Below are 15772 nucleotides of genomic sequence, written 5' to 3' on the forward strand. Positions count from 1 at the left end.
CGCTCCCGCCGCAATATTTGACTTGTTAGGGCTTATATCGAATCCGAACCTCGGCCAATGATGAAAGACCTGCAGCTGCAGCCTAAAAGGGCTGCATCTCGATTATTCTCGAAGCTGACCACGCTGCTGACCGCGGCGGCCCTGACGCTGACGCCAATGGCGGCTCATGCGCAGCAAGGCGACGCCCCGCGCCTGCTGCGCGACGCCGAGATCGAACAGCTGCTGCGTGACTATACGCGCCCGATCCTGCGTGCCGCAGGCCTCGAAAAGCAGAACATCCAGGTCGTCATCATCAACAACGCCAGCTTCAACGCGTTTGTCGCTGACGGTCGCCGCATCTTCGTCAATCACGGCGCTCTGATGCAGTCGCAAACGCCGAACCAGCTGATCGGCGTGCTCGCCCATGAGACCGGTCATCTCGCCGGCGGCCATCTGTCGAAACTGCGCGAGCGCATGGCGCAGGCGCAAACCCAAATGGTCGTGGCCATGCTGCTCGGCCTCGGCGCCATGGCGGCCGGCGCGCGCGGCGGCAACTCCAATGGCGCCGCTGGAAATATCGGTGCCGCAGCGGTCGCCGCTCCGCAGGCGATGATGATGAACACCATGCTGTCCTATCAACGCCAGCAGGAAGAGAATGCCGATCGCGCCGGTGTCAAATTCCTGAACCAGACCGGCCAGTCGTCCAAGGGCATGTACGAGACGTTCCAGCGCTTCGGCGCCGACAGCCTGTTCGCAGCGCGCGGAAGCGACCCATATATGATGTCGCATCCGATGCCGCGGGAGCGCGTCGCCGCCCTCGAGGAGCTTGCGAAGTCGAGTCCCTATTGGGACAAGAAGGACGATCCGGCGCTCATTCTGCGTCACGAGCTGATGCGCGCCAAGACCGCCGGTTTCATGGAGCAGCGCGACACGGTGTTACGGCGTTATCCGCCATCCGACACCAGCCTGCCCGCGCAATATGCCCGCGCCATCGCCACCTATCGCCATGGCGATCTGCGCGTGGCCATCGAGCAGATCGATGCGCTGATCAAGGCACAGCCCAACAATCCATATTTCTACGAGCTGCGCGGCCAGGCGCTGCTGGAAGGCGGCAAACCCAACGAGGCGATCGCGCCGCTGCGCCGTGCGGTGCAGCTTTCCAACAACGCGCCGCTGATCGAAATGATGCTCGGCCAGGCGCTCGTCGCTTCCGACAACAAAGCCTATACCGACGAGGCGATCCGCATCCTGCGTGCTGCGGTGGCACGCGAGAACGAAGCCCCCGTCGGCTATATGCAGCTCGCAATGGCCTATGGCCGCAAGGGCGACTACGCGGAAGCCGACCTCGCCTCGGCCCAGGCCGCCTTCCTGCGCGGCGACAACAAGACCGCCCGCGATCTGGCGTCACGTGCGAAGGCACGCTTCGCGGTGGGTACGCCCGGCTGGGTGAAGGCGGACGATATTATTGCGGCGAAGATGCCGGGCAAGAACTAGCGCGACACCATCTGCAATCTTCTGCAACAAATGGCGTCCGATCCGTAATCTTTCGAAATGGTGCTGACAATTTGTCTCCGTACGCAGTGTTCCTGACGATTTGGGGACATCTCTATGCGCGCCAACGCCATCAACTGCCGAGTTGACCGAACAACCGCCTCCCGGGCGGACCGCCGGCAGATCGATACAGCGGCCTCGCCGAAGCCCTGCCGTCCACGGCCGATATGATCTTCATCATTTTACAACCACCCCAAGCTTCTGGCCGCCAGCAGTCAGGTTCCGTTAACGGAACTGGCTGCATTTAATGAAAATGGATGCGCTCATCGCGTCCGGCGGGGAGACCAATGCAGTCATCGGATCACGAAACCGCCCCCGGCGTCCCACGCATGCGGAACCCGCGGCAATGAGCACGATGACCATCTTCTGGTTCACGCTCGCCAACTTCCTGTCGTCAGGCCTCGTCTGGGCCTATGTCGCGCGCTGCTATCCGAACTTCGTCCCGGCCCGCTACTGGAGCGCCGCTTCACTGAGCGCGTCGGCCGGCTCTGCTCTCGGCCTGCTGTTTCCCGATCCCGTCGGCCTGCTGTTCGCCGCACAGATGACGGTTCTCGCTTTCTGTCTGTCAGAGGTCGGTATCCGCCGCTTTTACGACAGACCGACATCCTGGATCGCCACCGCTCTGGTGATTGCCGGGAGCCTGGCCGGCTTCCTGCTCTCCAGACTGGTCGTCGACAAATATGCGATGCGCGTTGTCGTCTACTCGCTGAGCCAGGGCATTCCCGTGGCGCTGACGCTGCCACTGCTGCTGTCGCGAGATCATCGATACAGCAATCACGGCACACGGATGGCGGGCTATCTCTCGATTCTCCTGCTTGTTGCTTTCACCTGCCGCGCGATCGCCGCGCTGCTTCATCTGGGCGGCGGCGAGCCGACCATGGTGACAGTCGATGCGGTACAGGCCGGCTTCATGCTGGTGGCGGCATTCCTTGCCATGACATGGAATTACGCACTGCTGATGATGGCGATCGACCGCCTGCGCGGCGACGCTGCCGCATTGGCGCTGATCGACGATCTGACCGGCGTCGGCAATCGCCGCCGCCTGTTGCAGCGGATGGATGAGGAATGTGCGATGGCACGGCGAACCGCACGGCCATACGCACTGCTGGCGATCGACCTCGACGGCTTCAAGGCGATCAATGATGGCTTCGGTCACAGCGCCGGCGATGACTGCCTGCGGCAATTCGCCCAAGCGGCGCAGGATCAGTTGCGCCTCGGCGATACGCTGGCCCGATGCGGCGGCGACGAGTTCTGCATCGTGCTGCCCGATACCGATCTGCAGCAGGCCGGCGAGATCGCGCGGCGCGTGCTGGCGGCCTGCCCGCGACAATTTGACAATGCCGGACGCACAGCGAGGACTCTATCCGCCTCCATCGGCGTCGCGCAGTGGTCCCCCGACCTCATCGCCTCCCCCGAACGATTGATGGCGGCTGCCGATCACGCGCTATATCAGGCCAAGCACAGCGGCAAGAACCGGGTTGTACTCTATGAGCCTGCACCTCCGCTGGTACCGGTCTTCGATGACGTCAACGGAGGCGCCTCGTTGCCGGTATCGTATGTCCTGGCTGCAATGATCGGACCGGACCACCGGCATTCCGGCTTCTGAGACCTGCGGCACCATGATGAATTGCACGTGATACCCTTCACAAATAACGCGTATTTCGCCGTCAAGCTGCTAAGCAGCTTCCCGAATTGACCCGTGGCTTTCTGACTCGGCCTTTTCCAAAGGATAATTTGCCCATGCCTTCGTTCCGTTTTCTCGCCTCCGCCGCTGTGGCCCTCGCGCTCTGCGGCGCACCTGCGATTGCATCGGCGCAGACGTTCAATGACTCCCAGCGCGGCGAGATCCAGAAGATCATCAAGGACTACCTGATCACCCATCCGGAAATCCTCGAAGAGGTCTCTGCCGAACTGACCAAGCGCCAGGCGCAGGCCGAGGCCGAGAAGCATCAGGCTGCCATCGCTGCGAATGCCAACACGATCTTCAATTCGCCGCGCGGTGTCGTCATCGGCAACAAGGACGGCGACGTCACCTTCGTCGAGTTCTTCGATTACAATTGCGGCTACTGCAAGCGCGCCATGGACGACATGGTCGGCATCATGAAGAACGATCCGAAGCTCAAGGTCGTGCTGAAGGAATTCCCCGTGCTCGGACCCGGCTCGGTCGAGGCCGCCCAGGTCGCGGTCGCGGTGCGCATGCAGGACCCGACCGGCAAGAAGTATCTCGACTTCCACCAGAAGCTGCTCGGCGGACGCGGTCAGGCCGACAAGGCCCGCGCCATGGCCGCCGCAAAGGAAGCCGGTCTCGATGTCGCCAAGCTGGAAAAGGACATGGCCAGCCCGGAAGTGCGCGCCACTATCGAAGAGAATTTCAAGCTCGCAGAATCCATGGGCATGAACGGTACGCCGAGCTACGTCATCGGCAAGCAGGTGATCATCGGTGCCGTCGGCGCGGACGCGCTGAAGGAGAAGATCAATCAGGCGCGCTGCGGCAAGGCTATCTGTTCGTAAGTCCTGATACAGACCGGGTCGTTTCACATCTTTGCCTGCTTTAAGGCAACCACCTCGGAATTATGACAAACCGGCTGCACTGCAGCCGGTTTTTTATTTATCTATCGGTAGCGATCAAAGCGGCTGGACACCATCTGTGACAAAGTAACTTATCCCCAACGGTATAAGGATGCGGCGGATACCCGCCTAAGCTCCCAATGTTGACCGATACCAAGCAGGAGCAGCGGCTCCTGAAGATTTCGATTTACGTCACGCTTCTCATTTCATTTGCAAGCATCGCCTTCGGGCTCGCCATCAGTTCGCGTGCCATCGCCTTCGATGGCTTTTACACGTTGATTGATGCAGCCATGACTGGTGTTGCATTGCTGACTGCGCGACTGATCAGCAGAGGCGAGGACGACCGCTTCCAGTATGGCTACTGGCATCTTGAACCGATCCTCGCGCTGATCAACGGCACGGTGCTCAGCTTCGCCTGCGCCTACGCTTTCATCGACGGCCTTAACGGTCTGATCACAGGCGGGCGCGCCATCGAATTCGGCCCTGGCGCCATCTTCGCCGCGGTAGCGGGCGCCATCAGCTTCGGCATGAGCATCTATATCCGCCGCTCGGCCGGCGAACACGGCTCGCAACTGCTCGACATCGATTCTCGAGCCTGGCTGATGGGCGGCGTACTCAGTCTGGCGGTCTGCATCAGCTTCTTGCTCGGAGCAGTGATGGCGAAGACTCCAGCGGCGGCCTATGCGCCGCTGGTTGATCCGCTGATCCTGCTGGTGGTTGCGATCTGCCTGCTGCCGTTTCCGCTCTCGACAATCTGGAATGCCGGCCGCGACATCCTGCAGGTCGCGCCAAGCGATCTCGACGAGGAGGTTCGCGAGCTCGCGCAATCGATCGCACACAAGCACGGCTTCAGCGACTTCAGCTCGCATGTGATGCGCTCGGGCCGCCAGCAATTCATCGAGATCGGGCTGGTGGCGCCGTCAGGCGAGATCAGCAAGACGTTCGCCGAACTCGACGCCATACGCGCCGAGATTGCCCTGGCCATGGGCGGTCTTAGCCCCGGCTATTGGCTCACGGTGGACTTCACCGCCGACAAGCGTTGGGTGTAAGTCACGCCCGCGCCTTGCGCCGCGCCAGGCCTCGATCAGGCGGCCGACATTGGTGATCGCGCAAAGCGAGAGCCGCCACGGTCGCCGCCCCCAATGCTCCCATCCAAGCGCAGGTCCTACCGACAAGGCTATGAGCGCCAGAGTCCCGCCGCTCCAAGTCTTCATCGAAGCACAGCTCCGCGGACTCCGACTGACATGACCCGACGTTAGTCGTCGCGCCCGCCCTGTCCATATCAAACGCATAGTAAGGAGGCCGGCTGCGTGACAGCCGACCTCCTTCACACTGAATCAATATTATAGCCAGAGTTACGCGACGCCTTGGAGTATCGCCTCGCCGTGATCTGCTCGCGGACTAAAGCGCGGCAGCTCGTTGGCTGTATTTTCCAGCGCGCCAGCGACAAAATCGGACACCGCACTCATCGCATTTTCCTTATCCGATGGCGCAACGCATATGCCGCCATTTCGTTCCGGCTGCAACCTTCTTCATTCCATTTCGACTGAAGTCTACACCGCGAACATCAAGCCCTGACGCGCGTGAGATATGCTCATAACAGAAGCGACGGAACTATACTTTCTCAGGAACAACCCTCCATCATTGTCGTTTGTACGGCGGGCAATGCAATGTGAGGAGAACAAGATGAACAATCGTTTATTGATGAGCGTCGCCGCTGCTGCACTGATAGCAGGTTCGGGTTTCGTTAATGCGCAAAGTCCAGGTGGCACAGGATCTGCCGGTTCGGGCGCCGGCATGAGCCGGGAGGCGCCGGCGGGTGGCGCTGCTGCGCGTAGCGGCGCAACGAGTGCGCCCGCAGGAGGTGCATCCGACCGCGCTGCGCCAATGGAGCGCAACGCCCCCGTCAATAAGGACGAGGCGACTGACACGACCAACAAGTCGGAGCAAAAGCCGGCGGTGAAGTCGACGCAGTCCGACGACAAGATGCAGCGTGACGACAAGCGTGCGACCGACTCGACCCGTGGCAACGAGAAGGCCGGCAAGGACATGAAGGCAGATACCAAGGCCGTCGACTCCAAGTCTGGCGACACGAAGGCGGGTGCCGACACTAGGTCGACATCGACCGAGACCAAGTCGACCGCCACCACCGGTCAGGCCGGCGCCGGCGCCAAGCTCACCACCGAGCAACGCACCAAAGTCACGAGCATCATCAAGCAGCAGAACGTCCAGCCGGCGACCAATGTAAACTTCTCGATCTCGGTTGGTACCCGCGTGCCGCGCGAGGTTCGCTTCCATCCGCTCCCGGCTGAGATCGTCACCATCTATCCGGACTGGCGTGGCTACGAGTTCTTCCTGGTTCGCAACGAGATCATCGTGGTGAACCCGCGAACACTCGAGATCGTTGCGGTCCTCGATGCCTAACGCGGCGCATCTCATGTGACATCCGGGCGGGCTCGAAAAGGGTCCGCCCGTTTGCTATCCGGCACACTCCGTTCCTGTCGCGAACCGGCATTATTGCCGGAAATGGCGCCAGCGGCTTTAACCTTGGTTAATAAGCACTTTCCAGAGGTTCCACCGGGCTTTTTACGAATTGGGTGAGGTATTTGGCTGGGGGAACCGGAGGCCTAGAGGCTTCCCCTTAGCGGTTTCGTTACCTATAACCCCCGCAGAACGGCGCCCGCGCGCGCCCATTGCTGATATGCCCGGGATGTCCGATGGCCAACACCATCTACGTACTCAACGGCCCTAACCTGAATCTGCTCGGAACCCGCGAGCCGGAGACCTATGGCCACGCGACCCTGGCCGATGTCGAAAAGCTTTGCGCAGCCGCCGCCGCACAATATGGCCTGACCGCAGATTGCCGGCAGTCCAACAGCGAAAGCGAGCTGATCGGCTACATCCATGAGGCCCGCGAGAAACACGTGGTCGGCATCGTGATCAATGGTGGCGCTTACTCGCACACCTCGATCGCCTTGCACGACGCCATCGTCGGCGTGCGCATTCCCACCGTGGAAGTGCATGTCAGCAACGTCTACACCCGCGAAAGCTTCCGCCACCATTCCTTCATCGCCAAGGCAGCCTTTGCCAGCCTGTGCGGCTTCGGCATCGAAGGCTATCGCCTTGCCATCAGCGGCCTCGCCGCAAAAATCGGCGCCAACGCCGTCGCGTGACGCGCCAGCTTCGCTCTTTATTCGTCTTTCACTTCAGACATTGGATTGCCCATGGCCCGCAAGCCTGACGACACACAGACCGCAACGCCAAAAGCCAGCAACGACAGCGGCATGATCCGCGAACTGGCGCTGCTGCTGGATGAAACCAACCTCACCGAGATCGAGGTCGAGCGCGCCGGTCTGCGCGTGCGCGTCGCGCGTAACATCAGCGTGGCTGCCGCCGTGCCTGCCTACGCGCCGGCGCCTGCCGCCGCCCCCGCGCCGGTCGCCGTGGCGCCTGCCGCCGCCGCACCGGCCGCCGACATGGCCAAGCACCCGGGCGCTGTGCCCTCGCCGATGGTCGGCACCGTCTATCGCGCGCCAGAGCCCGGCAAGCCCGCTTTCATCGAAGTCGGCACCAAGGTTGCTGCCGGACAGACACTGGTCATCATCGAAGCGATGAAGACGATGAATCAGATCCCGGCGCCGCGTGCTGGCACAGTGACACAGATCCTGATCGAAGACGGTTCGCCGGTCGAATACGGCGAAGCGCTCGTCATCATCGAGTAATTTAGAACTTATCTCTGACTCCGGAACGCCATGTTCGAGAAAATCCTGATCGCCAACCGCGGCGAGATCGCATTGCGCATCCTGCGGGCCTGCAAGGAGCTCGGCATCGCGACCGTGGCCGTGCATTCGACCGCGGACGCCGACGCCATGCATGTGCGCCTCGCCGACGAAAGCGTCTGCATCGGCCCGCCCGCGTCGAAAGACAGCTATCTCAACGTCCCGTCGCTACTCGCCGCCTGCGAGATCACCGGCGCAGATGCGGTGCATCCCGGCTATGGCTTCCTGTCGGAGAATGCGCGCTTCGCGGAAATCCTCGCCGACCATAATTTGAAATTCATCGGCCCCAAGGCCGAGCATATCCGCCTGATGGGCGACAAGATCGAAGCCAAGAAGACCGCCAAGCGCCTCGGAATCCCCGTGGTACCCGGCTCCGACGGCGGTGTCGGCCCTGACGACGACGCCATTGCGATCGCCAGGAAAATCGGCTTTCCGGTACTGGTGAAAGCTGCTGCTGGCGGTGGTGGCCGCGGCATGAAGGTCGCGCAGACCGAAGCCGATCTGCTGATGGCCCTGTCCACGGCCTCGAACGAGGCCAAGGCCGCGTTCGGCGATGCCTCCGTCTATCTCGAGAAGTATCTGACCAAGCCGCGCCACATCGAAATCCAGGTGCTGGGCGATGGCCGTGGCGGTGCGCTGCATCTCGGTGAACGCGACTGCTCGCTGCAGCGCCGGCATCAAAAGGTCTGGGAAGAAGGTCCCTCGCCGATCCTGTCACCGGAAGCGCGCGCCAAGATCGGCGGCATCTGCGCCAAGGCGATGCAGGACATGCAGTATCTTGGCGTCGGCACCATCGAATTCCTCTACGAGGATGGCGAGTTCTATTTCATCGAGATGAACACCCGCATCCAGGTCGAACATCCCGTCACCGAGATGATCACCGACATCGATCTGGTGCTGGAGCAGATCCGCATTGCAGCCGGTGGCGACCTGCCGTGTACACAGGACGAAGTGAACATCATCGGGCACTCCATCGAGTGCCGCATCAATGCCGAGAATCCGGAGACGTTCCGGCCCTCGCCCGGCACCATAACCCAGTACCACCCGCCGGGCGGCCTCGGCGTCCGGATCGATTCTGCGGTCTATCAGGGCTACAAAATTCCGCCTTATTACGACTCGTTGGTCGGCAAGCTGATCGTCCACGGCAAGAACCGTCCGGAATGCCTGATGCGCCTGCGCCGGGCACTGGACGAGATCGTGGTGGAAGGCGTCGAGACGACGCTCCCGCTGTTCCGGGCGCTGGCCCGGGAAGGCGATATCATCGAGGGCGATTACCACATTCACTGGCTGGAACAGTATTTGGCCGGCAAGGCGGCCAAGGCCTGACATTATTTCGGTTCGGGCTGGAACCAATTGCCCGAACTGGCGTTTTTTCCGCTGCTGGGGACCGTCCGGCGCGGGGGCCGTGTTGAAATTCAATCTGCAAGTGATGCGAGTGTTACGTGACTGCTGACGCCGCCCGCAGGCGAGCGCTTTGGCAAATCCTGCTGCTGTTGGCGGGGTTGCTCGTCCTTGCCGCGATCAGCGCCGCCTCTGTCATCCTGGTGAATCAGGCACGCGACGATTCCAGATGGGTGGTGCACACCGTCGAAGTCCAGAACCAGATATCGAACCTGCTGCTGGAAATCCGCCGCGCCGAAAGCGCCACGCGGGCCTATCTGCTCTCCACCGGTCCGCAGTTTCTGTCCGAATACGAAACCTCGACGCCGGCCATCCTGCCGGCCGTCGACAGATTGGTGGCCCTCGCCAACGACAATCCGGCCCAGATCGCCAACACGGTCAAACTGCGTGCAGCCGTCGAGCAGCGACTGGCGGAATTCGCCAAGGGTATCGACCGCATCAAGAACAACGACATCCAGTCGAGCATCGACATCCTGCGTCGCGGCGGCGCCAATCAGGCCGTTCAGGACATCGCCAACATCACCAGCGCCATGCGCGCCGAGGAAGGCCGCCTGTTCGTCGAACGCACCCGGACGGCCGACCAGAGCCAGCAATGGGCCTCGTTAGTCACCGTGGCCGGCTCCGGCCTGGTGGTACTCTTGGCGGCGCTGTCGATCTTCCTCGTGCGCCGCTCGTCAAACGCCCGCGATGAGGCCGAGGCTAGGCTGCGCGACAGCAACATCGACCTCGAAGCCGCCGTTGAGGAGCGCACCGCCGACTTGCGCGAGGCCAACGACGAGCTGCAGCGCTTCTCCTATATCGTCAGCCACGACCTGCGCTCGCCGCTGGTCAACATCATGGGCTTCACCAGCGAACTCGAGGAGCTGCGGGGCGACATCTTCCGCCGCATTGCGACGCTGGCCAATGAAGAGCCCGTCGTGCCCGATGTGAACGGCGAATTGCCGGAGCCGGCGCTGCCCGAACAGGACAAGCAACTCTCCGCCGACTTCACCGAAGCGCTCGGCTTCATCAAGTCATCGATAGGCAAGATGGACCGTTTGATCAGTGCCATCCTCAACCTGACCCGCGAGGGCCGGCGCGAGTTCAAGCCGGTCAAGATCGAAACCCGCGAACTGATAGAAGGCATTGCCGCCACCGTGGCGCATCAGGCGGCCGAGACCGAAACGCAGATCCGGATCGAGCCATTGCCAAGCATCGAGAGTGATCGCCTTGCGATGGAACAGATCTTCGGCAACCTGATCGACAATGCGCTGAAATATCTGAAGCCCGGCGTCCCCGGCGACATTCTCGTCAAGGGCCGCACCAAGATGGGCTTTGCGATCTTCGAGATCATCGACAACGGCCGCGGTATCGATCCCAAGGATCATCAGCGCATCTTTGATCTTTTTCGCCGCGCGGGTACACAGGACAAGCCCGGCCAGGGCATCGGACTGGCCCATGTGCGCGCTTTGGTTCGACGGATGGGCGGCACCATGTCGGTGTCATCGGAACTGGGCAACGGCAGCAACTTCACCGTCACGCTGCCGGCCAGATGGACGGGGCATAACCGGGATAAACAAACATGAGTAAGCCAGTCACCATCATTATGATCGAGGACGACGAGGGTCACGCCCGTCTGATCGAGCGCAATATCAGGCGCTCGGGTGTCAATAATGAGATCATCCCGTTCACCAACGGTACAGACGCCGTCAACTATCTGTTCGGCAAGGATAGCAGTGGCCTCGATCACAAGGGTGAAGCCTTGCTGATCCTGCTCGATCTCAACCTGCCCGACATGACCGGGATCGATATTCTGAAGCGTGTCAAAGAGAACGAATTTCTCAAATGCGCGCCCGTCGTGGTCCTCACCACCACCGACGACGCGCAGGAAATCAAACGCTGCTACGAACTGGGCTGTAACGTCTACATCACCAAGCCCGTCAACTACGAGAGCTTCGCCAACGCGATCCGCCAACTCGGTCTGTTTTTCTCCGTCATTCAGGTTCCGCAAGCGTCCACATGACATCTGCCACGACGCCAACGCTGCTGTATATCGACGACGACGCAGGTCTTGCGCGGCTGGTGTCGCGCGGCCTGACGCGGCAGGGCTTTGGCGTTGAGCATTGCGATAACGGCGAAGCCGGCATTGAGCGGATCAAGCAGGGTGGCATCGACGTCATCGCGCTCGATCAGTACATGCCGGGTCTCGACGGACTGGAAACGTTGGAGCAGATTCAGATGCTGCCCTCGCCGCCGCCCGTGGTGTTCGTCACAGCGTCGCAGGACAGCAAGATCGCCGTTACTGCGCTCAAGGCGGGTGCCGCCGACTATCTGGTGAAGGATACCCAGGGCGACTTCCTGCCGCTGCTGCATGTGGCCTGCACGACCGCGATCAAGCAGGCCCTGATATCGAAGGCCCGCGACGACGCAGAAGCCGAAGTCCACGCGTCACGCGACCGCTATGCAGCACTTGCGGCCGAGCGCGAAGTGTTGCTGCGCGAAGTCAATCACCGCGTCGGCAACTCGCTGCAGATCATCGCCTCACTGCTGCATCTGCAGGCCAACTCAACCAACGAAGATCACGTCAAGGTGGCGCTGACCAATGCCATGGGCCGCGTCGCCGCCGTGGCGCAGGTCCATCGCCGGCTGTACACGTCGCATGACCTCAACAGCGTGCTGCTCAATCAGTATCTCGAAGCCCTGCTGGAAGATCTTCGCAGGTCCGCCGAAGGCAACCGGATGTCGCGCCTGACGCTGAAAGCCGAGACCGTCGAGATCGATCCTGACCGCGCCGTTGCCATCGGCATCATCGTCAACGAGCTGGTGATGAACGCGGTGAAATACGCCTATCCCGATGGCGCCGGCCCGATCCACGTCGTGCTCACCGCACAAGGCAAAGACCTGGAACTGTCGATCACCGATGACGGCGTCGGTCTCAATGTTAAGGTCGATCCCCGCTCCACCGGTATGGGCCAGCGCATCGTCAACGCCATGGCCAACAAGCTCGACGCCTCCGTCGAGCGCGACCCCGACCATACCGGCACCCGCATCGTGCTACGGTTCAGTGCCGTCGCCAAACCAGCGGCCAAACCGCCTGTCAGCGCCGCGGGCTAGCCGCCTGCGCAGCGGCCGCGCCTTAAACACTTCCAACCTGCACGAACGCCCCGGCTACCACGTCTTTCGCCCTGTTGCATTTGTTCGGGAGATAGTTATAGTTAGTTGCTTCCTTAGCAATAAGGCCCGTCTTTCCAGGCGGGCCGTTGCCATTTTAGGAGGCCTTTGCGATGAGCCGTTCCAACCGGATCGATCATATTCGCCTGACGTCGCATCCTGCGCCGGGCGCCAAGCATAACTTCCCGATCCAGTGGGGCGCATCCACCGCACGCGAACGCGGGCCGATCATCGGCACCGTCTCCCGCCCCCAGGACCGCAATGTCATCGGCACCCATGGCGGATCCTACTCGGTCTATCGCGCGCTTGCCGTCTCGTCCGGCGCGCTCGATCCGCTGAAACGCCCCGATCTCACAAACACCCATCCGGCAGCAACCGTCGGCCCATTCGGCCAGTGGATGGAGCCGGAAAAAATCGTGTCGCTGGATCCCTGGGGCCATCTCGTTGCAGAGAGCTTTGCACCCGAAATTGCCGAAGGGATCGATATTCGCCCCAGCATTGCCATCACCAAGGCGCGCCTCGATCTGCCAGAGCTACAGGCCGCCATCGCCGGCGGGCGCCTCAGGCACGACGGCAACGTCGTTCACGCCAATGGCAGCGTCTCGGTCGTCAAGATCGCCATCGATCCGGTGTGGTACCTGCCCGGCCTCGCGAGGCGTTTTGATACCAGCGAGAACAATCTGCGCCGCCAGTTGTTCGAACAAACCGCCGGCATGTTTCCCGAACTCGTCACGCGGCCTGACCTGCAGGTGTTCCTGCCGCCGATCGGCGGGACCACCGCCTATCTGTTCGGCGATGTCAGCAGGCTGCCGGATCACACGACGAAGGTCACTTGCCGCGTTCACGACGAGTGCAACGGCTCCGACGTGTTCGGCTCCGATATCTGCACCTGCCGTCCTTATCTCATTCACGGGATAGAAGAATGCGCGCGCGCCGGCCAATCCGGAGGACTCGGCATCATCATCTACAATCGCAAGGAAGGCCGTGCGCTCGGCGAAGTCACCAAGTTTCTGGTCTATAACGCGCGCAAACGTCAGGAAGGCGGCGATGCCGCTGCGCAATATTTCGAACGCACGGAATGCGTTGCCGGCGTGCAGGATGCGCGCTTCCAGCAATTGATGCCGGACGTGGTGCACTGGCTTGGCCTCAAGCGCATTGATCGCTTCATTTCCATGAGCGACATGAAGCATGATGCGCTGACCAGCCAGGGCGTCGAGATCGTGGAACGCGTGCCGATCCCAGACGACATGATCCCGGCCGACGCGCATGTGGAAATCGCCGCCAAGAAGGCCGCCGGCTACTTCACGCCGGAGCCGGTCACGCCGCAGGATCTGATCGACTCAGTCGGCCGCGGGCTCGAGAAATATTGAGATATCAGCTGTGAATTCCCATATCCCGGAAAGTTCGACTGTCCTCTCCTTGCTGTCAGCCCACGCGGTGCGCGAACGCGCGCAGCGCATGCTGGCGCGTGGCCTCGACGACAAACTGCCGAACTTCCGCATCGATCTCACACAGATGGATGATGTGATCAATCTGGTGCTGGAGACGACGCGGGCGTCCTATCCGTCGCTCGATGTGCCGTTCCATTCGCGTTGGCGCCACTTCGTCAATGCCGGCGACGATCGCTGGGCTCATCTCGCAGATCGCACCAAATGGACCGACCGCGCCGCCCGCGGACGTGCCGAATTCGATCTCGCCATTACCAGCGTGTTCCTCGATGCGGGCGCTGGCCCGACCTGGCGCTACACCGATCCGCAAACCGGTGCGGCCATCGGACGCTCTGAAGGCCTCGGTCTCGCCAGCCTCGCAATGTTTGCCAGCGGCGCATTTTCCGCCGACCCAGCAGAGCCGCTACGCGCCGATGCCAGCAAGCTTGCGCAGCTCGACGTCAGCGATCTCAAGCGCGGCATGCAGGTCTCCGAGACCAATCCGATGGTTGGCATCGATGGCCGCGCCGACCTGCTGCGCCGGCTGGGCACACTTGTGGCATCGAGGCCGGATGTGTTCGGCACCGGGGATACGCCGCGCCCGGGCGGCTTGTTCGATCGCCTGACGTCGCTCGCCGACGGCGACCGCCTACCCGCGCCCGTCATCTTGTCCGAACTGCTCCAGCAACTCGGCCCGATCTGGCCCTCACGGCTGACAGTGGGCGGCATTGCGCTTGGCGATTGCTGGAAACATCCCGCAATGACCACGGCTGACGCCACTTCCGGACTCGTGCCGCTGCACAAACTGTCGCAGTGGCTGGCCTATTCGCTGATCGAACCGCTGCAGACTGGAGGCATCCACGTCACCGACATCGACGGCCTCACGGGATTGGCCGAATATCGCAATGGCGGCCTGTTTGTCGACGGCGGCGTTTTGAAATTCCGCGATCCCGCCGACGCTGCGCGTCAACATGACGTATCCTCGCCGCTGGTGGTGGAATGGCGGGCACTGACCGTGGCGCTGCTTGACCGCGTCGCCGACGGCCTGCGACAAAGACTGAAGCTCGACGCGACGTCACTTCCGCTGGCGAAAGTGCTCGAAGGCGGCACCTGGGCTGCCGGTCGGATACTGGCGCGCGAGCGTCGCGAGGATCATTCGCCGCCCGTGAAGGTCATCAGCGACGGCACGGTTTTCTAGTTCAAAGACGTTTTTACACTCTCGCAACGGATGAGGTTCATGGACGGCGTCACGATCGTTAATCACCCGCTGGTGCAGCACAAGCTGACGCTGATCCGCGACAAGAACCGCTCGACCAAGGGCTTTCGCGAGCTCCTCAACGAAATCGGCATGCTGCTCTGTTACGAGGTGACGCGCGACCTGCCGCTCACAGATGTCGAGATCGAGACACCGATCATGAAGATGACCGGCAAGGAAATCGCCGGCAAGAAACTGGTATTTGCACCGATCCTGCGCGCCGGGCTCTCCTTCGTCGAAGGTATGATCGGCCTCGTGCCCTCCGCGCGCATCGCGCATATCGGGCTTTACCGTGATCCCGAGACTTTCGTCGCGGTGGAATACTTCTTCAAGGCACCGACCAATCTCGATGAGCGCCTCGTGATCGTGATCGATCCGATGCTGGCGACCGCGAATACGGCGGTCGCCGCCATCGACCGCATCAAGGAACGCGGCGCCAAGGACATCCGCTTCGTCTGCCTGCTGGCGGCACCGGAAGGCATCGAACGCCTGCGCGGCTATCATCCGGACGTACCAATCTGGACCGCGGCCATCGACGACCGGCTGAACGATCACGCCTATATTGTGCCAGGCCTCGGCGACGCTGGCGACCGCGCTTACGGCACCAGGTAACGAGGCGCGAGCTCCCAACGGCCGATCTTACGGACGTGTCGGCCCGCTCG

Annotated in this window: 14 protein-coding genes; all 14 read left to right on the forward strand. The window is 61.9% G+C overall.

Going from position 1 to position 15772, the window contains the following annotated elements; genetic code table 11:
- Nucleotides 1-57 precede the first annotated feature (57 nt).
- The 14 genes from ACEK02_RS10630 to upp all read left to right on the forward strand — a co-directional run bounded on the left by ACEK02_RS10630 (nucleotide 58) and on the right by upp (nucleotide 15722).
- Nucleotides 58-1473 (forward strand): M48 family metalloprotease, encoded by a 1416-nt coding sequence (locus ACEK02_RS10630; protein WP_371421675.1) that lies wholly within the window; start codon nucleotides 58-60, stop codon nucleotides 1471-1473.
- Nucleotides 1474-1876: 403 nt separating this feature from the next.
- Nucleotides 1877-3136: a diguanylate cyclase domain-containing protein gene (locus tag ACEK02_RS10635; RefSeq protein WP_371421676.1), complete on the forward strand. Its 1260-nt coding sequence runs from the start codon at nucleotides 1877-1879 to the stop codon at nucleotides 3134-3136.
- Nucleotides 3137-3270: 134 nt separating this feature from the next.
- A complete protein-coding gene (locus ACEK02_RS10640; RefSeq protein WP_371421677.1) occupies nucleotides 3271-4041 on the forward strand; it encodes a DsbA family protein in 771 nt (256 codons plus the stop codon).
- Between the two features lie 197 nt (nucleotides 4042-4238).
- The gene (locus ACEK02_RS10645) at nucleotides 4239-5147 is read left to right on the forward strand and encodes a cation diffusion facilitator family transporter (RefSeq protein ID WP_371421678.1); all 909 of its coding nucleotides are present in this window, start codon (nucleotides 4239-4241) and stop codon (nucleotides 5145-5147) included.
- Between the two features lie 637 nt (nucleotides 5148-5784).
- The gene (locus ACEK02_RS10650) at nucleotides 5785-6522 is read left to right on the forward strand and encodes a DUF1236 domain-containing protein (protein WP_371421679.1); all 738 of its coding nucleotides are present in this window, start codon (nucleotides 5785-5787) and stop codon (nucleotides 6520-6522) included.
- Between the two features lie 293 nt (nucleotides 6523-6815).
- The gene (aroQ, locus tag ACEK02_RS10655) at nucleotides 6816-7271 is read left to right on the forward strand and encodes a type II 3-dehydroquinate dehydratase (RefSeq protein WP_371421680.1); all 456 of its coding nucleotides are present in this window, start codon (nucleotides 6816-6818) and stop codon (nucleotides 7269-7271) included.
- A 51-nt stretch (nucleotides 7272-7322) separates the two neighbouring features.
- Nucleotides 7323-7820, forward strand: coding sequence for an acetyl-CoA carboxylase biotin carboxyl carrier protein (accB, locus tag ACEK02_RS10660; RefSeq protein WP_371421681.1), 498 nt, complete (start codon nucleotides 7323-7325; stop codon nucleotides 7818-7820).
- A gap of 30 nt (nucleotides 7821-7850) precedes the next feature.
- Nucleotides 7851-9203, forward strand: a complete 1353-nt coding sequence (gene accC, locus ACEK02_RS10665) for an acetyl-CoA carboxylase biotin carboxylase subunit (protein ID WP_371421682.1) — start codon at nucleotides 7851-7853, stop codon at nucleotides 9201-9203.
- Between the two features lie 116 nt (nucleotides 9204-9319).
- Nucleotides 9320-10843, forward strand: coding sequence for a CHASE3 domain-containing protein (locus ACEK02_RS10670; protein WP_371421683.1), 1524 nt, complete (start codon nucleotides 9320-9322; stop codon nucleotides 10841-10843).
- The gene (locus ACEK02_RS10675) at nucleotides 10840-11280 is read left to right on the forward strand and encodes a response regulator (protein ID WP_371421684.1); all 441 of its coding nucleotides are present in this window, start codon (nucleotides 10840-10842) and stop codon (nucleotides 11278-11280) included. Before ACEK02_RS10670 ends, ACEK02_RS10675 begins: the two co-directional genes overlap by 4 nt.
- Nucleotides 11277-12371, forward strand: a complete 1095-nt coding sequence (locus ACEK02_RS10680; RefSeq protein ID WP_371421685.1) for a response regulator — start codon at nucleotides 11277-11279, stop codon at nucleotides 12369-12371. Before ACEK02_RS10675 ends, ACEK02_RS10680 begins: the two co-directional genes overlap by 4 nt.
- A 170-nt stretch (nucleotides 12372-12541) precedes the next feature.
- A complete protein-coding gene (locus ACEK02_RS10685) occupies nucleotides 12542-13798 on the forward strand; it encodes a GTP cyclohydrolase II (protein WP_371421686.1) in 1257 nt (418 codons plus the stop codon).
- 22 nt (nucleotides 13799-13820) lie between these two features.
- Complete coding sequence (locus ACEK02_RS10690; RefSeq protein WP_371421710.1) at nucleotides 13821-15053, forward strand: URC4/urg3 family protein; 1233 nt, start codon at nucleotides 13821-13823, stop codon at nucleotides 15051-15053.
- A gap of 39 nt (nucleotides 15054-15092) precedes the next feature.
- Nucleotides 15093-15722 carry a uracil phosphoribosyltransferase gene (upp, locus tag ACEK02_RS10695; RefSeq protein WP_371421687.1) on the forward strand — a complete coding sequence of 210 codons (630 nt, stop codon included), beginning with the start codon at nucleotides 15093-15095 and terminating at the stop codon, nucleotides 15720-15722.
- Nucleotides 15723-15772 lie beyond the last annotated feature (50 nt).

The sequence above is a fragment of the Tardiphaga sp. genome, assembly GCF_041424195.1.
In the GTDB taxonomy this organism is placed as follows: domain Bacteria; phylum Pseudomonadota; class Alphaproteobacteria; order Rhizobiales; family Xanthobacteraceae; genus Tardiphaga.

Bases quoted from the DNA above. Each gene is read 5' to 3' on its own strand.
- ACEK02_RS10630 (WP_371421675.1), top strand. From the start codon at position 58: ATGATGAAAGACCTGCAGCTGCAGCCTAAAAGGGCTGCATCTCGATTA.
- ACEK02_RS10635 (WP_371421676.1), top strand. From the start codon at position 1,877: ATGAGCACGATGACCATCTTCTGGTTCACGCTCGCCAACTTCCTGTCG.
- ACEK02_RS10640 (WP_371421677.1), top strand. From the start codon at position 3,271: ATGCCTTCGTTCCGTTTTCTCGCCTCCGCCGCTGTGGCCCTCGCGCTC.
- ACEK02_RS10645 (WP_371421678.1), top strand. From the start codon at position 4,239: ATGTTGACCGATACCAAGCAGGAGCAGCGGCTCCTGAAGATTTCGATT.
- ACEK02_RS10650 (WP_371421679.1), top strand. From the start codon at position 5,785: ATGAACAATCGTTTATTGATGAGCGTCGCCGCTGCTGCACTGATAGCA.
- aroQ (WP_371421680.1), top strand. From the start codon at position 6,816: ATGGCCAACACCATCTACGTACTCAACGGCCCTAACCTGAATCTGCTC.
- accB (WP_371421681.1), top strand. From the start codon at position 7,323: ATGGCCCGCAAGCCTGACGACACACAGACCGCAACGCCAAAAGCCAGC.
- accC (WP_371421682.1), top strand. From the start codon at position 7,851: ATGTTCGAGAAAATCCTGATCGCCAACCGCGGCGAGATCGCATTGCGC.
- ACEK02_RS10675 (WP_371421684.1), top strand. From the start codon at position 10,840: ATGAGTAAGCCAGTCACCATCATTATGATCGAGGACGACGAGGGTCAC.
- ACEK02_RS10680 (WP_371421685.1), top strand. From the start codon at position 11,277: ATGACATCTGCCACGACGCCAACGCTGCTGTATATCGACGACGACGCA.
- ACEK02_RS10685 (WP_371421686.1), top strand. From the start codon at position 12,542: ATGAGCCGTTCCAACCGGATCGATCATATTCGCCTGACGTCGCATCCT.
- upp (WP_371421687.1), top strand. From the start codon at position 15,093: ATGGACGGCGTCACGATCGTTAATCACCCGCTGGTGCAGCACAAGCTG.